Here is a 14,187-nt window from a genome sequence, read left to right as displayed (position 1 = left end):
AAAAATCCATCTGTACTCAAAGTTAAGATTAATAATTGCGCATTCCCGTATATTTTTTGCTCAGGACTATGACTAGTATTGTTGCAAGAAGCCCATAGACTGCGCCAACGTAACCGAGGTTTTTCATGGCAGTGAAGGTGACAGCTTGAGAGGCAGTAAAAGAGCCCAATGAAATACCAATATTAGCAAAAATCGAGTTTAAGGATGAAGCTAAGTCAAGTGATTGGGGATATTGTTTTTCGGCAATATCAAGAAACATTAGTTGGGTGGAAGAACCATAGCATGAAAAGGCAACACATAAGACAGCCACAATAATAATGGCACCCCACTTGAATGGTAAGATGGGGCCAAAGATGAGAAATAAGACTGTCATTGCCGCGTAGATTCCGCTGAGACGATGAATTCCGCCACGGTCAGCTAGGTATCCACCAAATTTATTACCAATAATAAAGAAGATTCCCATTCCGAATAAGAGCCAATTCAACCAGGTATTATCAAAACCCATTTCGTTAGTGATTAACGGACGAATATAGGTATAGATTGTGTAGTCAGCCGCACAAATAGCAACAATGAAACTAACACCGAGAATGATTCGTGAATCCTTAAATAACACGAACTGCTTACTAAGGGTGCTCTTAAATTGAGGTGTATCACGTGGGACGAGCCAAATCAAGGCGATAAAAACAATGATCGTAATTCCAGAAATCATCCAAAAACTGTCATGCCAAGTAAGCTTGGTGCTGATAACGGTCCCGATTGGAATACCGATAACTGAAGCAATACTAAACCCGGCAAAAACCCATGAAACAAGACTTGCTCTTTTTTCGCGTGGTGCAACATAGCTCGCCATTACGAGGACCATTGAAATAATCGCGCCGGTAACACTAGCAGTTAAGATCCGCGAAAGTAACATTGAAATAAAGTTTGGTGCCATCGCTGTCCAGGTATTGCCAATAAAGAAGATCACCATGAGAACTAATAAAACATGATGTCGTCGCCACCGGTTTGCCATTGAAGTAATAATCGGAGTGAAAACGGCATAAACCAAGGCAAACACAGTTACAAGCAAGCCTAACTTACCAAGCGAATCATGGTATTCATGGGCAATATCAGGTAAAACGCCGACAATCATATATTCGTTACACCCAAGCATAAAGGCAACGAAGACAAAAATAATAGCTTGTAAACGATATTTCATAAAATGTACCCTCCCTAATAGATTAAGCTCATCATACTGTAGCAAATTTCTGAATGGATTTCTACAGCAAACGCAGATAAACCTTTTGCCTTGCTAAAAAGACTGGTCTTAGGGAAAATATAGGTAACAGTTTATTCGATGGAGGGGGTAAAACATGCTTCAAGAAGTTAATGCTATTTTTCAAACCTTTGGCGCAAGTGTAGTTGTTCCACTAATAATTTTCATCATTGCTTTATTACTACGGGTGCAGCCTAAGACCGCAATGATGAGTGCCTTCTATGCTGGTGTCGGTTTAACTGGTTTTACCTGGATTATCACAGAATTTACGCCAGTGGTGACTAAGATTGTCCGCCAAATGGTTGATAATACGGGGATTAAACTGCCAGTGGTTGATATTGGCTGGCAAGCAGGGTCATTAGCAGCATTTGGATCAACGGTTGGTTTATCGTTTTTTGTTTTTGGGTTACTAGTTGAATTAATTTTATTTGCGCTTGATGTTACCAAAGTATTTTTGCCTTCTAATATTTGGAATAATTTTGGATATATGATTTGGGGTACGCTAGCATTTTATGTAACTCATAATTATTGGCTATCATTAGGGTTGGAATTTTTTATGCTCCTATACTCATTAGTTTTAGCTGAGATTCAAGCAGATCGGTGGGCCGACTATTATGGAATTGAGAATACCACCGTCGACTCCTTACATAATATCGAGCAAGTGATTCCAGCAATTATTTTAGATCCTTTATGGAATTTACTGGGATTTAACAAAGTGAAAATGACCCCTAAAGATTTTCAGAAAAAATTAGGTGTCTTTGGTGAACCAATTACAATGGGAATTATCCTAGGATTAATAATTGGGATCTTGGGGAATTTATCTTCACTAGGGAAAATAAGCGCGTGGGGACAAATTACTAAATTTGCGATTCAATTAGCTGCCGTTATGGCAATCTTCCCTCTTGTTACAAATGTGTTCGCAAAGGCATTTATTCCCATTGCGACTGAAATTGATGAACAGCAGAAGAAGCGACATGGTGAAAATAAAAATAGTCGTTATGATAAAAGGCGGTGGTTTTTGGCAGTTGATGATGGTGTTGGTTATGGAGAATCAGCAACTTTAATTTCAGGAATCCTTTTAATCCCGATTATGGTTTTAATTGCTTTTATTCTTCCTGGTAATAAGACCCTACCGATAGTTGATTTAATTGCGATTCCTTACATGATTGAATCAATTGTTGCGGTCACTCGCGGAAATATCTTAAAAGTGATTTCGACGGGAATTGTGTGGTTTAGCTTGGGCTTATACGCGGCCAGTTGGCTCAGTCCTGTCTATACTGCCGCAGTGGCCCACTATGGCGTTGCAATTCCAACTGGGGTGGTCTTAGTAACAAGCTTTAATTTAGTGGCACGACCATTGAATGCGTTAGTTTTTGCTGCCTTTATATCAGAAAGTCCTCTTTGGATTTCACTAGCAATTATTATTTATCTAGTGATGTTATTTGGATTACGAAAATATCGTTCGCAAATTTGGCACTACCTTAATAAGATGGCCATGAAGAACGCCTAATGCAAGTGTTATAATAATCGTTATAAGTTAAGGAACACTGAAAATGAAAGCATTAGTGATTGAAAAAGCAGCAGATCGTTCACTACAAGATTTAAATTTTGTGGAAGTCTTAGTTCCTACATCAGCTGAACACGAAGGCTTAATCAAAGTGCATGCTGATGGGTTTAGTCCGGTCGACTATAAAATTATTGAAGGCGTAGTTAGTGCTTGGCCGTATCCACATGTCCTTGGGTTAGACGTCGCTGGGGAGATTGTTAGTGTCGGGAAGAAAGTTACAACTTGGCATGTTGCTGACTGGGTATCTGGACATGGTGATTTAACGAAAAATGGTTGCTTCGCTGAATATGTGATTGCACCGCCTTATGAATTAGTAAAAAATTCCAGCTTCTGTGTTTCCTGTGAAATCGCTACCAGGGATTTATGTGGGACTTTGACAGCTTACGAAGCAATAGAACGTAAAGCTAATTTTGCAAATGTTAATACCGTATTAGTTCATGATGCTGCGGGTGGCGTTGGTAGTATCGCTATTCAATGCTAAACTTCATAGTTGCAGGGTATTTATGACTATGTAAAGTAACTTGCTCCAGATGCAAGCATCAACTATCAAAATGAAGATTTGGATAATAAGTTATCTGATCTCACAGATGAGCTTAGCGTTGATTTGATCATTGATACGGTAGGCAAGAAAGAAGCGGAACTTGATTTTCGATGGTTATACAATGGACGCTTGGTAACGATTGTTGGCGTCCCTTCCCCCTGATAATGTTTGATCGCGGTCTGGGGGTGGATGTCGTTGATCTTGGTGGAGCGCATCTCAGTGGTACCCCATATTAGTAGGCTGATTTAGGCCGAATGAATGCGGAAATGTTAAAATTAATAGCTAATGGGGATGTAAAGCCTTTGATTGAGAAAGTGATTTCGTTTGATCAAATTATTGATAGCTTAACCGCGATTAAAAATCATGAAGCAGTCGGAAAATTAGTGGCTAAAATAAGTTAATTTCATAATTTTTGATAATCTAAGAATAAAAGTTAATTAATTTGTAAAATAAAAATTTAGAGTGGTTAGAAAAAGGATTATAATTAAATTAGACTGTAATTCTTGGAAGGATTGATCACGTTTGACACGAAAAGAAGAAGCGTATGATTTTATCAAAAATAAAATTGTGCAAAATGAATTACACCCTAACGAAGTAATTTCTGAAAATCAAATTACTGATCAATTAAATATGAGTAGAACACCAGTAAGAGAAGCTATAAAACAATTGGTGGCTGATGGGTTAGTTGAAATGCGCGGAAGAGAAAATGTTGTAACAGCATTAACCGCTAGTGATGTTCAAGAGGTTTATGAACTTCGGAGTTTATTAGAAACTTTTGCACTTAAAAAGACAATTAATTTAATACCAGAGTTTAAATTAGATGAGATTGATAATAAATTTCGAACTGCTTACCAAGCTAGAGACTGGGATATATATTTAAGAGTAGATACAGAATTTCATGAGTTAATTACTCATATAGCTGGCTATGAACGGTTAAAGCAATTTTTAAAAATATTAAAAGCTCAAACGGCTCGTACAAGGCATGTTAGTTCATACAACCCTTACCGAATGGATAGGTCTATTGAAGAACATCAGGAAATTATTAAGTGGATTCGAGAACGAAACTTAGATGAAGCTGAAAAGGCACTGGCTTACCATCTGCAAAAAGTATATGATTCAGTAAAAGCCTATTTAAATTATTTGAATGAGTAAAATTATATAGATTTGAATTAAGTATCCTTAGAGTAATTTTGACTTTAAGGATATTTTATTTTGTGAAATTTTAAATGTGAATATTATTACATTGCTTAACGCCTTAAATTCATTGTGAAAAAAATAATTAATCGTCAAAAATGCTTGCTTTTTGATTGTATGCTAGTAATATACTATTTGTATACAAGTTGATATATCAATAAAAACAATTATTTTATTTAAATGTTGCGATTTATTATACTTAATTATTTTTTGAACAAGAAGGGGATTGGCTATGAATATCGGCAATGCTATTGTAAGTACATTCACTAATCAAGGGATTGTGAGTGCTATTACTTCGACTATTTTTATTATTCTTTTAGGATTCTACTTACGAAAAAAAGGTACATTTGGTCCAGATTTTGGAAAAGTTTTAACTAAGGTTGTATTAGCTGTTGCTATTGCAGCATTATCATTCAATTCATTTATGCAACCAATTGATGATGAGTCAATGCATCAAGGATTAGGGATTCTTTTATGGGGATTTATTATTTATATTATTTTAATCTTTGTTGCTCCTTTGCTTTATAGTCGTAAGAATATGGACAAGCGGGAAGTTATGGGAATTTTAACAACATTCGGTTCTACTACTTTCTTTGGTATTCCTATTGTTGGAGCTATTTATGGTGCTAAGGGTGTTTTATATAGTTCTATTTTTAATATCGGCTATCGTATCTTTTTGTACTCCTATGCTTACATTAAAATGTCTGGTTTAAAAATGGAAAAAGAAAATATCAAAAAGATGTTTCTTAATCCCATAGTTATTGCTACCTTGGTTGGTTTTGTGTTATGGCTAATTCAAGGAGTAATGCCACAAGTAACTGTGCCATTAATGAAAAACGGAGTTGCAGCCGGTGGTATGACAACAGTTGCATTTTATCGAATTGACCAAACAGCTATCTGGTTATGGAAACCATTAAATTATTTAGCTTCACTTGCTTCTCCATTAGCATGGTTAGCAATTGGATGTACTTTAGGATCAATTTCACTAAAAGATGCAATTTCAAATAAATTGGCATGGTACTACTCATTTAATAAAGTTATCTTAGTGCCACTATTGAACTTAGTTTTATTATTAATTTTAGATGTTACACACATTATGCCAATGAATTATGTAGCAATTGCAACGGTTGTTATTATGATGGCAACGCCAACTGCAACGGTTGCTGCGGCTTATGCGATTAGCTATGATCGAGAAGCTCTCCTGACTTCAAACGCTTCTCTGCTATCTACGGTTTCTGCAGTTGTTATGATGCCAATTTGGATTGCTATTTTGGGAATCTTAAGTTCAGCTGGTATTTTTCATTAATAGAAGTATAAAGGGGTAATTAAAATGAAAATTGCATGTTATGGTGTGCGGCCGATTGAAGAACCATATTTTCGCAAACTAAATAAGTATAATTATACTTTGAAATTAATTCCTGAATTTTTGGATAAAAAAAATGGTATTGAAGCACAAGATTGTGATGCGGTATTAGTACGAGGTAATTGTTTAGCAAATGCTAAAAATCTAGAATTATTTGCTAGTTATGGTATTAAATACGTTTTTACCAGAACAGTAGGCTATAATCATATAGATTTAGAAGTAGCAAAGCGACTTGGAATCCAAGTAGCTCGAGTTCCTAATTATTCTCCATATGCAGTTGCAGAACTTGCAATGACTTTGGGTATGCAGTTATTCAGAAATACAAGTATCGCAGTTGATAATAGTAAAAATGGTAACTTTAAAGTTTTGCCAACTTTATTTAGTAAAGAAATTCATAATTCAACCGTTGGAATTATTGGGATAGGTAAAATTGGACTTGCTGAAGCTAAGTTGTATAAAGGCATGGGGACTAAAGTTTTAGCTTATGATAGACATCCTTCAAATGAAGCTCAAGAAGTTGCCGAATGTGTCGATTTAGATACTCTTTTAGAGCAAAGTGATATTGTTTCTATTCATGTTCCTTACTTCCCAGGAAGTAATGAGAATATGATTAATAAAGAGACTTTTAAAAAGATGAAATCTTCTGCTGTATTTGTGAATACAGCTCGAGGAGAACTCGTTAATACTAGCGATGTGATTGAAGCGCTTCAAAATAATGAAATTAAGGGTTATGCGGCGGATGTTTTTATTGATGAAAAGGACATTATGAATCATGTATTTGCATCTATAGACGATCTTCCTAATACTGAAGTAAGAACTTTAGCAAAGTTATACCCAAGAGTTTTGCTTACACCACATATAGGTTCTTTCACTGAACCAGCATTAGAAGATATGATTTCAATTAGTTTTGAAAACTTTGAAGAAACATTAAAAACTGGAAGCAATAAGAATATTATTAAAGGATAAAATGAAAAGGACACTAGCTTTTATGAGCCATGTGTCCTTCTTTTATTTCGCTAGATAAATCTGTTCATCAATCAAATCAAACGAGTGCAAGTTAGCATTAACTTTCTGTAACTCATCGTCTTGACTCAATTGTGCTTCTTGCCAAAATTTCTTAGAGTTAGTTGCACCATCTTTTTCGCCAATAACTAACAATTTGGCTTCGGGATACGCTGAACGAAGAAGTTGCAAGACATCCCAATCAATTTCACCCTTGTCGGGAGCCCATGACATAATGACATATTCGACCTCGTCACCATATTTTTTGATTGCTGCTAGAGCATCCAACTTCTCAATCTTAGTAACAGGGTGTTTGCCCGTTTCGTTTTCTTTTACCCATGCCTGATTATCGGTAGTATAAATCTTTTGGGTCGCATTGTTATTGCGTAATCCCTTAGAAATATAACCATTACCGGCCATAATCTCCAGGGTTGATGCCCCGCTTAAATAATCAGAAAGTGCTTTGGCAAAAGGGGCATTGACGTATGACCACATTCCATATGTTTCTTCGAGATAATCACGATAGTTGCGCAACGCCTTATCTAATTTTGGCAAAGCTTCACTATATTTGTTCCAAAGTTTATCACCGCGTGGATCACCTTGGAGAAAATGTTCATTAACCCTTTTGAAAATGGTATCTTGAATGTTATCTGGTAATAATAATTTTGGTAGCGGTTGTGGCAATAAGCCATTCTTTAGCAGTCGATCACTTTCTAAAACATTATTAATGAGGTATTTTACAGGAGGAAAGTCATCGAATAGGTCACGGTAAGTATTTAATTCTTGAATATATGAAGGCTCATTAACAATTTGGTGAGCTTTTTTTACACGCTTTTTTAGCTGTTTTAATTTTTTAGGATTCATCAGAAACTCCTTATTTAAGTTTTAAATCTAGTTGTTCTTGCTTACCATAGAAGGTGTCTGTATCCCGACGATTATGCCGTCCCTTTAAGTAACCATCAATTAGCTGAAAAATTTCATATCGATCATCACTTGAAAGTACAGTTTGATTAAACGACAGGTTCTTACTTGAGAAGAATAATTTTGCTAAATCAAAGTCATCACGATCAGTTTTTCCGGTAAGATAGTCCAGACTGACATCAAAAAATTCGGCTAGTTTTCGTGCTTCAACGTATGACGGGGTCCGAATACCGCGTTCCCAGTTACCGATTTGCGAAGCAGTGTTTGGCTTTTCATTGGGGCCAAGGTTTTCATTGAGATGGGTAGCAAGCTCCTTTAAGGTTATCTTTTGTCCTTTGCGAAGTGCTCGTAGGCGTTCTGGAAACATTATTTCACTCCCTTAATATATCATTATCTATTTTAACATTAGCATAACAATTTTGAATGAAAAGAATATGCAAAATAACAGAAAGTGTGCTAAACTAGGCGCATTGATTAAATAATACGACATGGGGTTAATTATTTTGAAAACAAAGACAAAAAAGAAACAGTGGCATCCTTGGCGATGGCTCATTGGAATTGTAGTAGTAATCGCAGTGGCCATTTTTGCGGCTAGTAGCTATTTTTTCTCCGTGGCAATGGTACCGGGGCATAAGGATTTTATTAATAATTCAACTAAAATCTCACGAAATGATCCATTGTATGAGCAGAAAATGTGGTTTAAGCATGCAAAGAAGGAAAAATGGACAATGAAATCGGCCAGTGGAAATTATAAACTAGTCGCTGATTATATCCCTGCTGCTAAAGCGACAACTAAAAATGTAGTAATTGCCCACGGATTTATGGGTGACAAAGAGAAGATGGGCGAATATGCCACGCTTTTTCATCAGATGGGGTATAATGTTTTAATGCCAGATGCGCGTGCTCATGGTCAAAGCCAAGGGAAATACATTGGTTATGGGTGGCCAGAGCGTTATGATATTCGCAAATGGATTAATAAACTTATTCAGCATAATGGGGAAGATAGCCAGGTAGTCTTGTTTGGAGTCAGCATGGGTGGCGCAACAACGATGATGACTAGTGGCATTAACCTTCCACCACAAGTAAAAGCATTTGTTGAAGATTGTGGATATACGAGCCTTAATGATGAATTAAATTATGAAGCTGGTAATTTATATGGGATTCCGAAATTTTTACGGGTACCATTAATAAGCACGATGAGTTTAATTAACCGGGTGAAGAATGGCTTTTACATTCATGAAGCCAGCTCCTTAAATATGTTGCATCATAATCATCGCCCAATGCTATTTATCCATGGTGCAAAAGATAATTTTGTTCCAACTGAAATGGTTTATCGCAATTACCGTGCAACAGAGGGAAGTAAAGAATTGTGGGTAGTGCCTGGAGCAGCCCATGCGAAGTCCTATGCGACCCATCCCAGCGAATATCGCCGCCATTTGACAAGATTTTTAGATCAATATATTAAATAGTTGGAGGAAAAAGATGTTTGCAATTATTGTTACGATGTTTGTTGCAATCGAACATTTAGGTATTATGGCCTTAGAAATCTTTGGTAACCCGGCACAGCAAGCCAAGGCGTTTGACTTACCGCTTAAGTTTACGCAACAGCATGAAGCACGGGTTTCATTCGCTAACCAGGGTATCTATAATGGAGGCTTAGGAGCAGCCATCATCGCCAGTTACTGGTTATTTAGTGGGGCAACCTTAGTATTAGTATGGCAAATGCTCTTGGTTTTTGTAATGGTTGTTGCGTTATTTGGTGCCCTCACTGCTACCAAAAAGATTATCCTAATTCAATTCTTACCAGCGTTAATCGCATTTTTGCTGACATTTATTTAAGATAAAAAAGGAAATTGCTGCAAAGCAATTTCCTTTTTTAGTCCAGCGATTGGGTGAAAACCAATTCATCAGTCGAGATCTGTTCGTTTAATGCGTTTGCCAATTCTTGTGAAAATTGGTCATCAGCAAGTTGCATTTGAACATAACTGTGTTCAAGCTGAAATGCCTCAATAAATAAAGAAGTAATGAGGTCAGTATCCATCGAAATATCGTGCAAGAAGAATCGTTTTCGGTGGAAGTACGTCCGCCGTACCATAGCAACTTCATTCGCGTTTTGTGGAGTTTCAATCGAATGAAGATACTTATCGATTTCACGATTAATTATTTCTAGGATCTCCGCTGTTTCAGCGCGCTGTTCCTTGGTTAATTGATATTTTGGTCCCACATTGTAGCGGGAGCCTTTTTTGAGATGGCGGTAGCGAATAAAACGCCATTTTAGTCGGTGCCATAAGATTACCCATAATTCAAGAAAGCTGTGTTTATTTACCCGGAAAATCGACCGTGTAACAAAATTAACGAGGAATTTAGCCTCCTTGTCTGAAATTCGCCCTTCTTCGTTAAGCTGATCTAAGGTAGCCAATTCAATTTGATGAGCTTTCCCCATTAATTGACTATAAACATTACGATTAAATTCATGATATTGGGTCATTTGACTACTTAGTTGGTCAATAACAACGGCTTTTTCCGGTGAATATTTTTCTGAGTTCCGTAGCTCATTAATGGCATATTGAACGGTTTTAATAAGTTCTTTTTGGAATTCACTCTTTGAATAACTCTTAGATTTAGGCGGTAAAATAATTGGATACCCAATTGCGCCGACAGCAATACTAATCAAAATAACAATCGCGGCAATCAAGATCATTGAATTACGGAAAGCAAATTGATGGTTGTTAATTAGAACTGGCAACGAGAAAGCTAATGCCAGAGTGATGGTTCCGTGAATTCCTCCTAACGCCATCAAGAGGCTATCCCGATTAAGGTTAGTCGATTGAATGTTGACGAGCTTGAATCGGACCCATAAGAATCTTAAGAGGGTTGTAATAATGTAGATAGCAAAAGCTAAGGCAACGATTGCCCCCAGATTTTGCCAAGAAGTTCGTCCAAGTACCTGTGGAAGCATCACCCCTAAAAGGACAAATACTAATCCGTTTAAGGCATCGCTAATGATATTCCAAATAGTGGTAGTAGACATTTGGACTTTAGTCGACGTAAGCCGCATTCGATCATAGAGGATACTATGAACGACTCCTGCTGCAACGACGGCTAAGATTCCCGAAAGATGCAGTTCTTCAGCCAGCCAGTAAACAACGATGGGAGTCATTACGTTGATTGGAATAACAATGGAGCCAATATCAACGTGTTTCCGCATCAAACTAGTACGGAGACTGATTAATAGACTTCCTAATACTGCCCCGAAAATAATTCCGCCGAAGAAAACATACACAAAGATCCAGATCCCATGCCCTAAAGAAAAATTCCCAGACGTATATGTTTCAAGTGCCAAATCCAAAAGAACAATTCCCGATGCATCATTGAAGAGGGATTCGTATTCCAGAGCACCATTAACGTTTTTGGGGACTTTCATGTTAGTAGTAATTGACTTTACAGCGACCGCATCAGTTGGAGTAACAATCGCGGCCAACATAAAGGCGAGTGCTAAGGAGAAAGTTTCTGGTTGAAGCAGATGCAAAAAGCTCCCAGTAATCAAGACCGTGACAAGTGCTAATCCAACAGTCATTGATAGGATCGATTTGATATTGCTCGAAAGATAACGGAATGATTGATTTTGTCCGTCATTAAACATTAAAGGAGCAATGACCACCATCATGAATAATTCTGGATGCATGGTAAAGTTCGTGGCCTCAGTAGGCAGAGATGCTAAAAGAATTCCTGCAATAATTTGATAGATGGATAGTGGAATCTTAGGGTAAATAAGATGAACAACATTAGCTGCAACAACAGCAGTCAATAGAAGAATAATGCCTAAAATCATTTCCATCGATTAATCACCTCACTTAGAATTTGTGTAAAAAGAAAGACTGAGAAAAACCGAATTTTTCCCAGCCTGCACTCTTTTGCTAATAGATACTTAAGCTTATTCACGTCCAATAAGCATCTTAATTGCCATTGCAATATTGTAAATGAACAATAAAAGGGCTAATAGAAGAGCAAATGTTAGCAGGATACCGAACAGTGCACCTCCATGGAAATTAGCAGGATTTAAAGAGAAAACGCTAAAGACGAGAATAGCTGCAATTACATATAACAACGGAAAAATTTGACTCCAAAAGGCATTCCGTGCGTTTTTAGCAATAGTTGGTCGGTCACTATTCTTAGCGATAATCCAAACAATTAAGGGAAATATAACTGGCAAGAAAATAATACTCAAATATGACAAAGTATTTACAATCCGATCAGTTAAATTATTGTCCTTCACTATATCAGTCCTTTCTTTTATTTTATTATCGCATGAAAACTCAAGGGAGTGCAATTACAATTATCTGTACAAGGCAAATAATACTTAAAAAATAAAGCCAATCGCGGCTGGTGATGGGGATATCTACAGTAGCTGTTCGTGCTTGTCCTTCCACAAAACCGTGTGATTCCATGGCTTGTGCTAATTGATCTGACCATTGAATCGCAACTAGGATCGCTTTGAAGTAAAGCGTCGGTGACCACCAATGTAAATTAACCCCGCGCATTTGCCCGGCCGTATAAATAGTAGTAACAGCTTGTTTCATTTTCGGAATCAGATTAAGCGCAGCGAGCACCCCATAAGCATATTTGCTGGGAAGGTGACAATTTTGTTCTAATGAGCGAGCAAGCGTCAAAGTATCGGTTGTGAACGTAAAGACTGTTCCAAGACAGACATAAACATAGAGTCGACTGAAAAGAACAGCGCCATCAAAGAGACTATGACTAGGACTAAAGAAGACAATTGTAATAAAAATAGCTAGTGCCGGAAAAAGAGGGACAAAAGTCAACCAGCAAAATTGTTGCCAGTGAAGACGCTGATGGATAAGGATTAACAAACATGCCATAATAACAATCAGGTTAATCCACAGCTTAGTCACAAAAGTCAGCTCAAGTGAAAGCAAAATAACAAGTAATAATTTTAAACTAGGATTCATGACGGCCTCCAACATAATTAAGGCGTTGATGATTCATTGTAAGGTGGTAATCAACAAAACCATCAAGGCCGCTTAATTGATGACTAACGATCAGTAAAGTTTGTGGTTTTTCTTTTTGGGATGCTTTGATTAGTTGCAGGACAGTTTTTAAAGAGGCTGGATCTAAGCCCGTAAATGGTTCGTCAAGCAATAATGTTTCCTGTCCGCGCATTAACATTAGCAAGATTTGCAGTTTTTTCTTTTGTCCACCACTTAGCGAGTAAACAACTTGATCTTCTCTTCCGTTCAGACCAAGAGCTGTTAAGACTTTGTTGACTTGTTGTTGATTAAAATAGGAGTTCTGGCAAGTTTTAAATCCTAATGCCAGTTCTTCGCCAACGGTTACATTTAGAAATTGGTCGTTGGCATGTTGAAAAATCAATCCTAGATGTTTGTAATATTTCCCGGGTGATATTTTTTGAATGTTTTCTCCCTCATAGTCAATCTTTCCTTCATATTTCAAAAGCCGGGCAATTGCCTTTAGAAGGGTAGATTTACCAATCCCATTTGGTCCGGTTAATAAAGTTATTTTATTTTTAACAATGCCTAAATTGGTTGGTAAAAGTAAGGGGTGATTATCCCGTTTTATTGATAATTCATTAAATTTGATAACTGTTGGCAAGGTTGACGGGGGAAGAGCAGTGGTAATTTGAGGGTTAGCACTCCTTGTCAAAAGCTGGCTCCTATCTTTGTTGGAAAGCTGGGCAAGATACCCCTTAGTTAATTGCCAAACCAGGGGATGAAGTTGCTCGTAGCCATGCAAATCATGGTCAGTAATGATAATTGTTGTGTGATAGTCACTGTTGAGGCGGACTAATTGTTTAAGGATAAGTTGCCGGTTTTCTTCGTCAATATTGGCAAAGGGTTCGTCTAATAAAAGCACGTTCGGTTGCATTGCCGTAGCCGCTGCTAAAGCCACGCGCTGTTGTTGTCCACCGGAAAGCGTGGTGATTAACCGGTTAGCAAGGTCGTCAACTTTACCGAATTGTAAAGCTTCTTTAACGCGTTCTGGAATTTTGTCAGTTGGGACTTGGCAATTTTCCAGAGTGAATTCTAATTCGTGGCGTGGCGTATCAAGAGCAAACTGCATTAACGGATCTTGGAATACCATCCCGATATGGGCATCTGTTGGTACATCGACTGCTCCAGCAACTATTTCACCACCATATTTAGGCAGGAGACCAGCGATTAACTTGAGAATGGTGGATTTACCACTCCCAGAGACTCCGGTAAGTAAGTGAATCTTTCCAACAGTGAATTTGGCGGTGATATTTTTAAGAATCGGTTGCTGATCAAAATTAAATGAAAGATCATTAAATTGTATATTTTTCATAG

At 37.3% G+C, this 14,187-nt stretch carries 16 protein-coding genes; 9 read left to right on the top strand and 7 right to left on the bottom strand.

The genetic code is table 11. The features are described 5' to 3' along the window. Positions 1–28: 28 nt before the first annotated feature. Complete coding sequence (locus H5S10_RS04240; protein ID WP_182588853.1) at positions 29–1,198, bottom strand: MFS transporter; 1,170 nt, start codon at positions 1,196–1,198, stop codon at positions 29–31. Between the two features lie 154 nt (positions 1,199–1,352). Here H5S10_RS04240 and H5S10_RS04235 point away from each other — a divergent pair, with 154 nt between their 5' ends. From H5S10_RS04235 to H5S10_RS04215, 7 genes are all read left to right on the top strand, one after another. Continuing rightward, positions 1,353–2,765 carry a PTS galactitol transporter subunit IIC gene (locus H5S10_RS04235; protein WP_182588852.1) on the top strand — a complete coding sequence of 471 codons (1,413 nt, stop codon included), beginning with the start codon at positions 1,353–1,355 and terminating at the stop codon, positions 2,763–2,765. A 43-nt stretch (positions 2,766–2,808) separates the two neighbouring features. Beyond that, positions 2,809–3,303 (top strand): alcohol dehydrogenase catalytic domain-containing protein, encoded by a 495-nt coding sequence (locus H5S10_RS10275; protein ID WP_231795479.1) that lies wholly within the window; start codon positions 2,809–2,811, stop codon positions 3,301–3,303. Between the two features lie 170 nt (positions 3,304–3,473). Continuing rightward, positions 3,474–3,599 carry a hypothetical protein gene (locus H5S10_RS10420; protein WP_267905333.1) on the top strand — a complete coding sequence of 42 codons (126 nt, stop codon included), beginning with the start codon at positions 3,474–3,476 and terminating at the stop codon, positions 3,597–3,599. Between the two features lie 30 nt (positions 3,600–3,629). Next, positions 3,630–3,764 (top strand): hypothetical protein, encoded by a 135-nt coding sequence (locus H5S10_RS10415; RefSeq protein WP_267905332.1) that lies wholly within the window; start codon positions 3,630–3,632, stop codon positions 3,762–3,764. Positions 3,765–3,885: 121 nt separating this feature from the next. Further along, a complete protein-coding gene (locus tag H5S10_RS04225) occupies positions 3,886–4,515 on the top strand; it encodes a GntR family transcriptional regulator (protein ID WP_035169066.1) in 630 nt (209 codons plus the stop codon). Positions 4,516–4,789: 274 nt separating this feature from the next. Continuing rightward, positions 4,790–5,863 carry an AEC family transporter gene (locus tag H5S10_RS04220; RefSeq protein WP_035169067.1) on the top strand — a complete coding sequence of 358 codons (1,074 nt, stop codon included), beginning with the start codon at positions 4,790–4,792 and terminating at the stop codon, positions 5,861–5,863. A 24-nt stretch (positions 5,864–5,887) separates the two neighbouring features. After that, positions 5,888–6,886 (top strand): NAD(P)-dependent oxidoreductase, encoded by a 999-nt coding sequence (locus H5S10_RS04215; protein WP_182588851.1) that lies wholly within the window; start codon positions 5,888–5,890, stop codon positions 6,884–6,886. A gap of 42 nt (positions 6,887–6,928) precedes the next feature. On the opposite strand, the gene H5S10_RS04210 is transcribed toward H5S10_RS04215, so the two are convergent. Both H5S10_RS04210 and H5S10_RS04205 read right to left on the bottom strand, forming a co-directional pair. Further along, complete coding sequence (locus H5S10_RS04210) at positions 6,929–7,786, bottom strand: SAM-dependent methyltransferase (RefSeq protein ID WP_182588850.1); 858 nt, start codon at positions 7,784–7,786, stop codon at positions 6,929–6,931. A gap of 10 nt (positions 7,787–7,796) precedes the next feature. Beyond that, the gene (locus H5S10_RS04205) at positions 7,797–8,210 is read right to left on the bottom strand and encodes a helix-turn-helix domain-containing protein (RefSeq protein ID WP_003664887.1); all 414 of its coding nucleotides are present in this window, start codon (positions 8,208–8,210) and stop codon (positions 7,797–7,799) included. A 121-nt stretch (positions 8,211–8,331) separates the two neighbouring features. On the opposite strand from H5S10_RS04205, the gene H5S10_RS04200 reads away from it, so the two are divergent. Both H5S10_RS04200 and H5S10_RS04195 read left to right on the top strand, forming a co-directional pair. Further along, complete coding sequence (locus tag H5S10_RS04200; protein WP_182588849.1) at positions 8,332–9,312, top strand: alpha/beta hydrolase; 981 nt, start codon at positions 8,332–8,334, stop codon at positions 9,310–9,312. Between the two features lie 13 nt (positions 9,313–9,325). Beyond that, on the top strand, positions 9,326–9,682 hold the full coding sequence (locus tag H5S10_RS04195; RefSeq protein ID WP_182588848.1) for a DUF1304 domain-containing protein: 357 nt from the start codon (positions 9,326–9,328) through the stop codon (positions 9,680–9,682). A gap of 37 nt (positions 9,683–9,719) precedes the next feature. On the opposite strand, the gene H5S10_RS04190 is transcribed toward H5S10_RS04195, so the two are convergent. The 4 genes from H5S10_RS04190 to H5S10_RS04175 form a co-directional block, all read right to left on the bottom strand. Next, the gene (locus tag H5S10_RS04190) at positions 9,720–11,681 is read right to left on the bottom strand and encodes a cation:proton antiporter (protein ID WP_182588847.1); all 1,962 of its coding nucleotides are present in this window, start codon (positions 11,679–11,681) and stop codon (positions 9,720–9,722) included. Between the two features lie 96 nt (positions 11,682–11,777). Then, a complete protein-coding gene (locus H5S10_RS04185) occupies positions 11,778–12,119 on the bottom strand; it encodes a DUF4870 domain-containing protein (RefSeq protein ID WP_182587059.1) in 342 nt (113 codons plus the stop codon). Positions 12,120–12,159: 40 nt separating this feature from the next. After that, on the bottom strand, positions 12,160–12,813 hold the full coding sequence (locus tag H5S10_RS04180; RefSeq protein WP_182588846.1) for an energy-coupling factor transporter transmembrane component T family protein: 654 nt from the start codon (positions 12,811–12,813) through the stop codon (positions 12,160–12,162). Next, a complete protein-coding gene (locus H5S10_RS04175; protein ID WP_182588845.1) occupies positions 12,803–14,185 on the bottom strand; it encodes an ATP-binding cassette domain-containing protein in 1,383 nt (460 codons plus the stop codon). Before H5S10_RS04175 ends, H5S10_RS04180 begins: the two co-directional genes overlap by 11 nt. Between the last annotated feature and the right edge of the window lie 2 nt (positions 14,186–14,187).

Origin of the sequence: Limosilactobacillus balticus (genome assembly GCF_014145615.1) — a bacterium.
In the GTDB taxonomy this organism is placed as follows: Bacteria; Bacillota; Bacilli; order Lactobacillales; family Lactobacillaceae; genus Limosilactobacillus; species Limosilactobacillus balticus.
The sequence above is the reverse complement of the archived record's forward strand: the minus strand, read 5'-3'. Positions and strand labels throughout refer to the sequence as shown.

Bases quoted from the DNA above. Each gene is read 5' to 3' on its own strand.
- H5S10_RS04175 (WP_182588845.1), bottom strand. From the start codon at position 14,185: ATGAAAAATATACAATTTAATGATCTTTCATTTAATTTTGATCAGCAA.
- H5S10_RS04195 (WP_182588848.1), top strand. From the start codon at position 9,326: ATGTTTGCAATTATTGTTACGATGTTTGTTGCAATCGAACATTTAGGT.
- H5S10_RS04215 (WP_182588851.1), top strand. From the start codon at position 5,888: ATGAAAATTGCATGTTATGGTGTGCGGCCGATTGAAGAACCATATTTT.
- H5S10_RS10275 (WP_231795479.1), top strand. From the start codon at position 2,809: ATGAAAGCATTAGTGATTGAAAAAGCAGCAGATCGTTCACTACAAGAT.
- H5S10_RS04220 (WP_035169067.1), top strand. From the start codon at position 4,790: ATGAATATCGGCAATGCTATTGTAAGTACATTCACTAATCAAGGGATT.
- H5S10_RS04190 (WP_182588847.1), bottom strand. From the start codon at position 11,681: ATGGAAATGATTTTAGGCATTATTCTTCTATTGACTGCTGTTGTTGCA.
- H5S10_RS04235 (WP_182588852.1), top strand. From the start codon at position 1,353: ATGCTTCAAGAAGTTAATGCTATTTTTCAAACCTTTGGCGCAAGTGTA.
- H5S10_RS10415 (WP_267905332.1), top strand. From the start codon at position 3,630: ATGTTAAAATTAATAGCTAATGGGGATGTAAAGCCTTTGATTGAGAAA.
- H5S10_RS10420 (WP_267905333.1), top strand. From the start codon at position 3,474: ATGGTTATACAATGGACGCTTGGTAACGATTGTTGGCGTCCCTTCCCC.
- H5S10_RS04210 (WP_182588850.1), bottom strand. From the start codon at position 7,786: ATGAATCCTAAAAAATTAAAACAGCTAAAAAAGCGTGTAAAAAAAGCT.
- H5S10_RS04200 (WP_182588849.1), top strand. From the start codon at position 8,332: ATGGGGTTAATTATTTTGAAAACAAAGACAAAAAAGAAACAGTGGCAT.
- H5S10_RS04180 (WP_182588846.1), bottom strand. From the start codon at position 12,813: ATGAATCCTAGTTTAAAATTATTACTTGTTATTTTGCTTTCACTTGAG.
- H5S10_RS04205 (WP_003664887.1), bottom strand. From the start codon at position 8,210: ATGTTTCCAGAACGCCTACGAGCACTTCGCAAAGGACAAAAGATAACC.
- H5S10_RS04240 (WP_182588853.1), bottom strand. From the start codon at position 1,198: ATGAAATATCGTTTACAAGCTATTATTTTTGTCTTCGTTGCCTTTATG.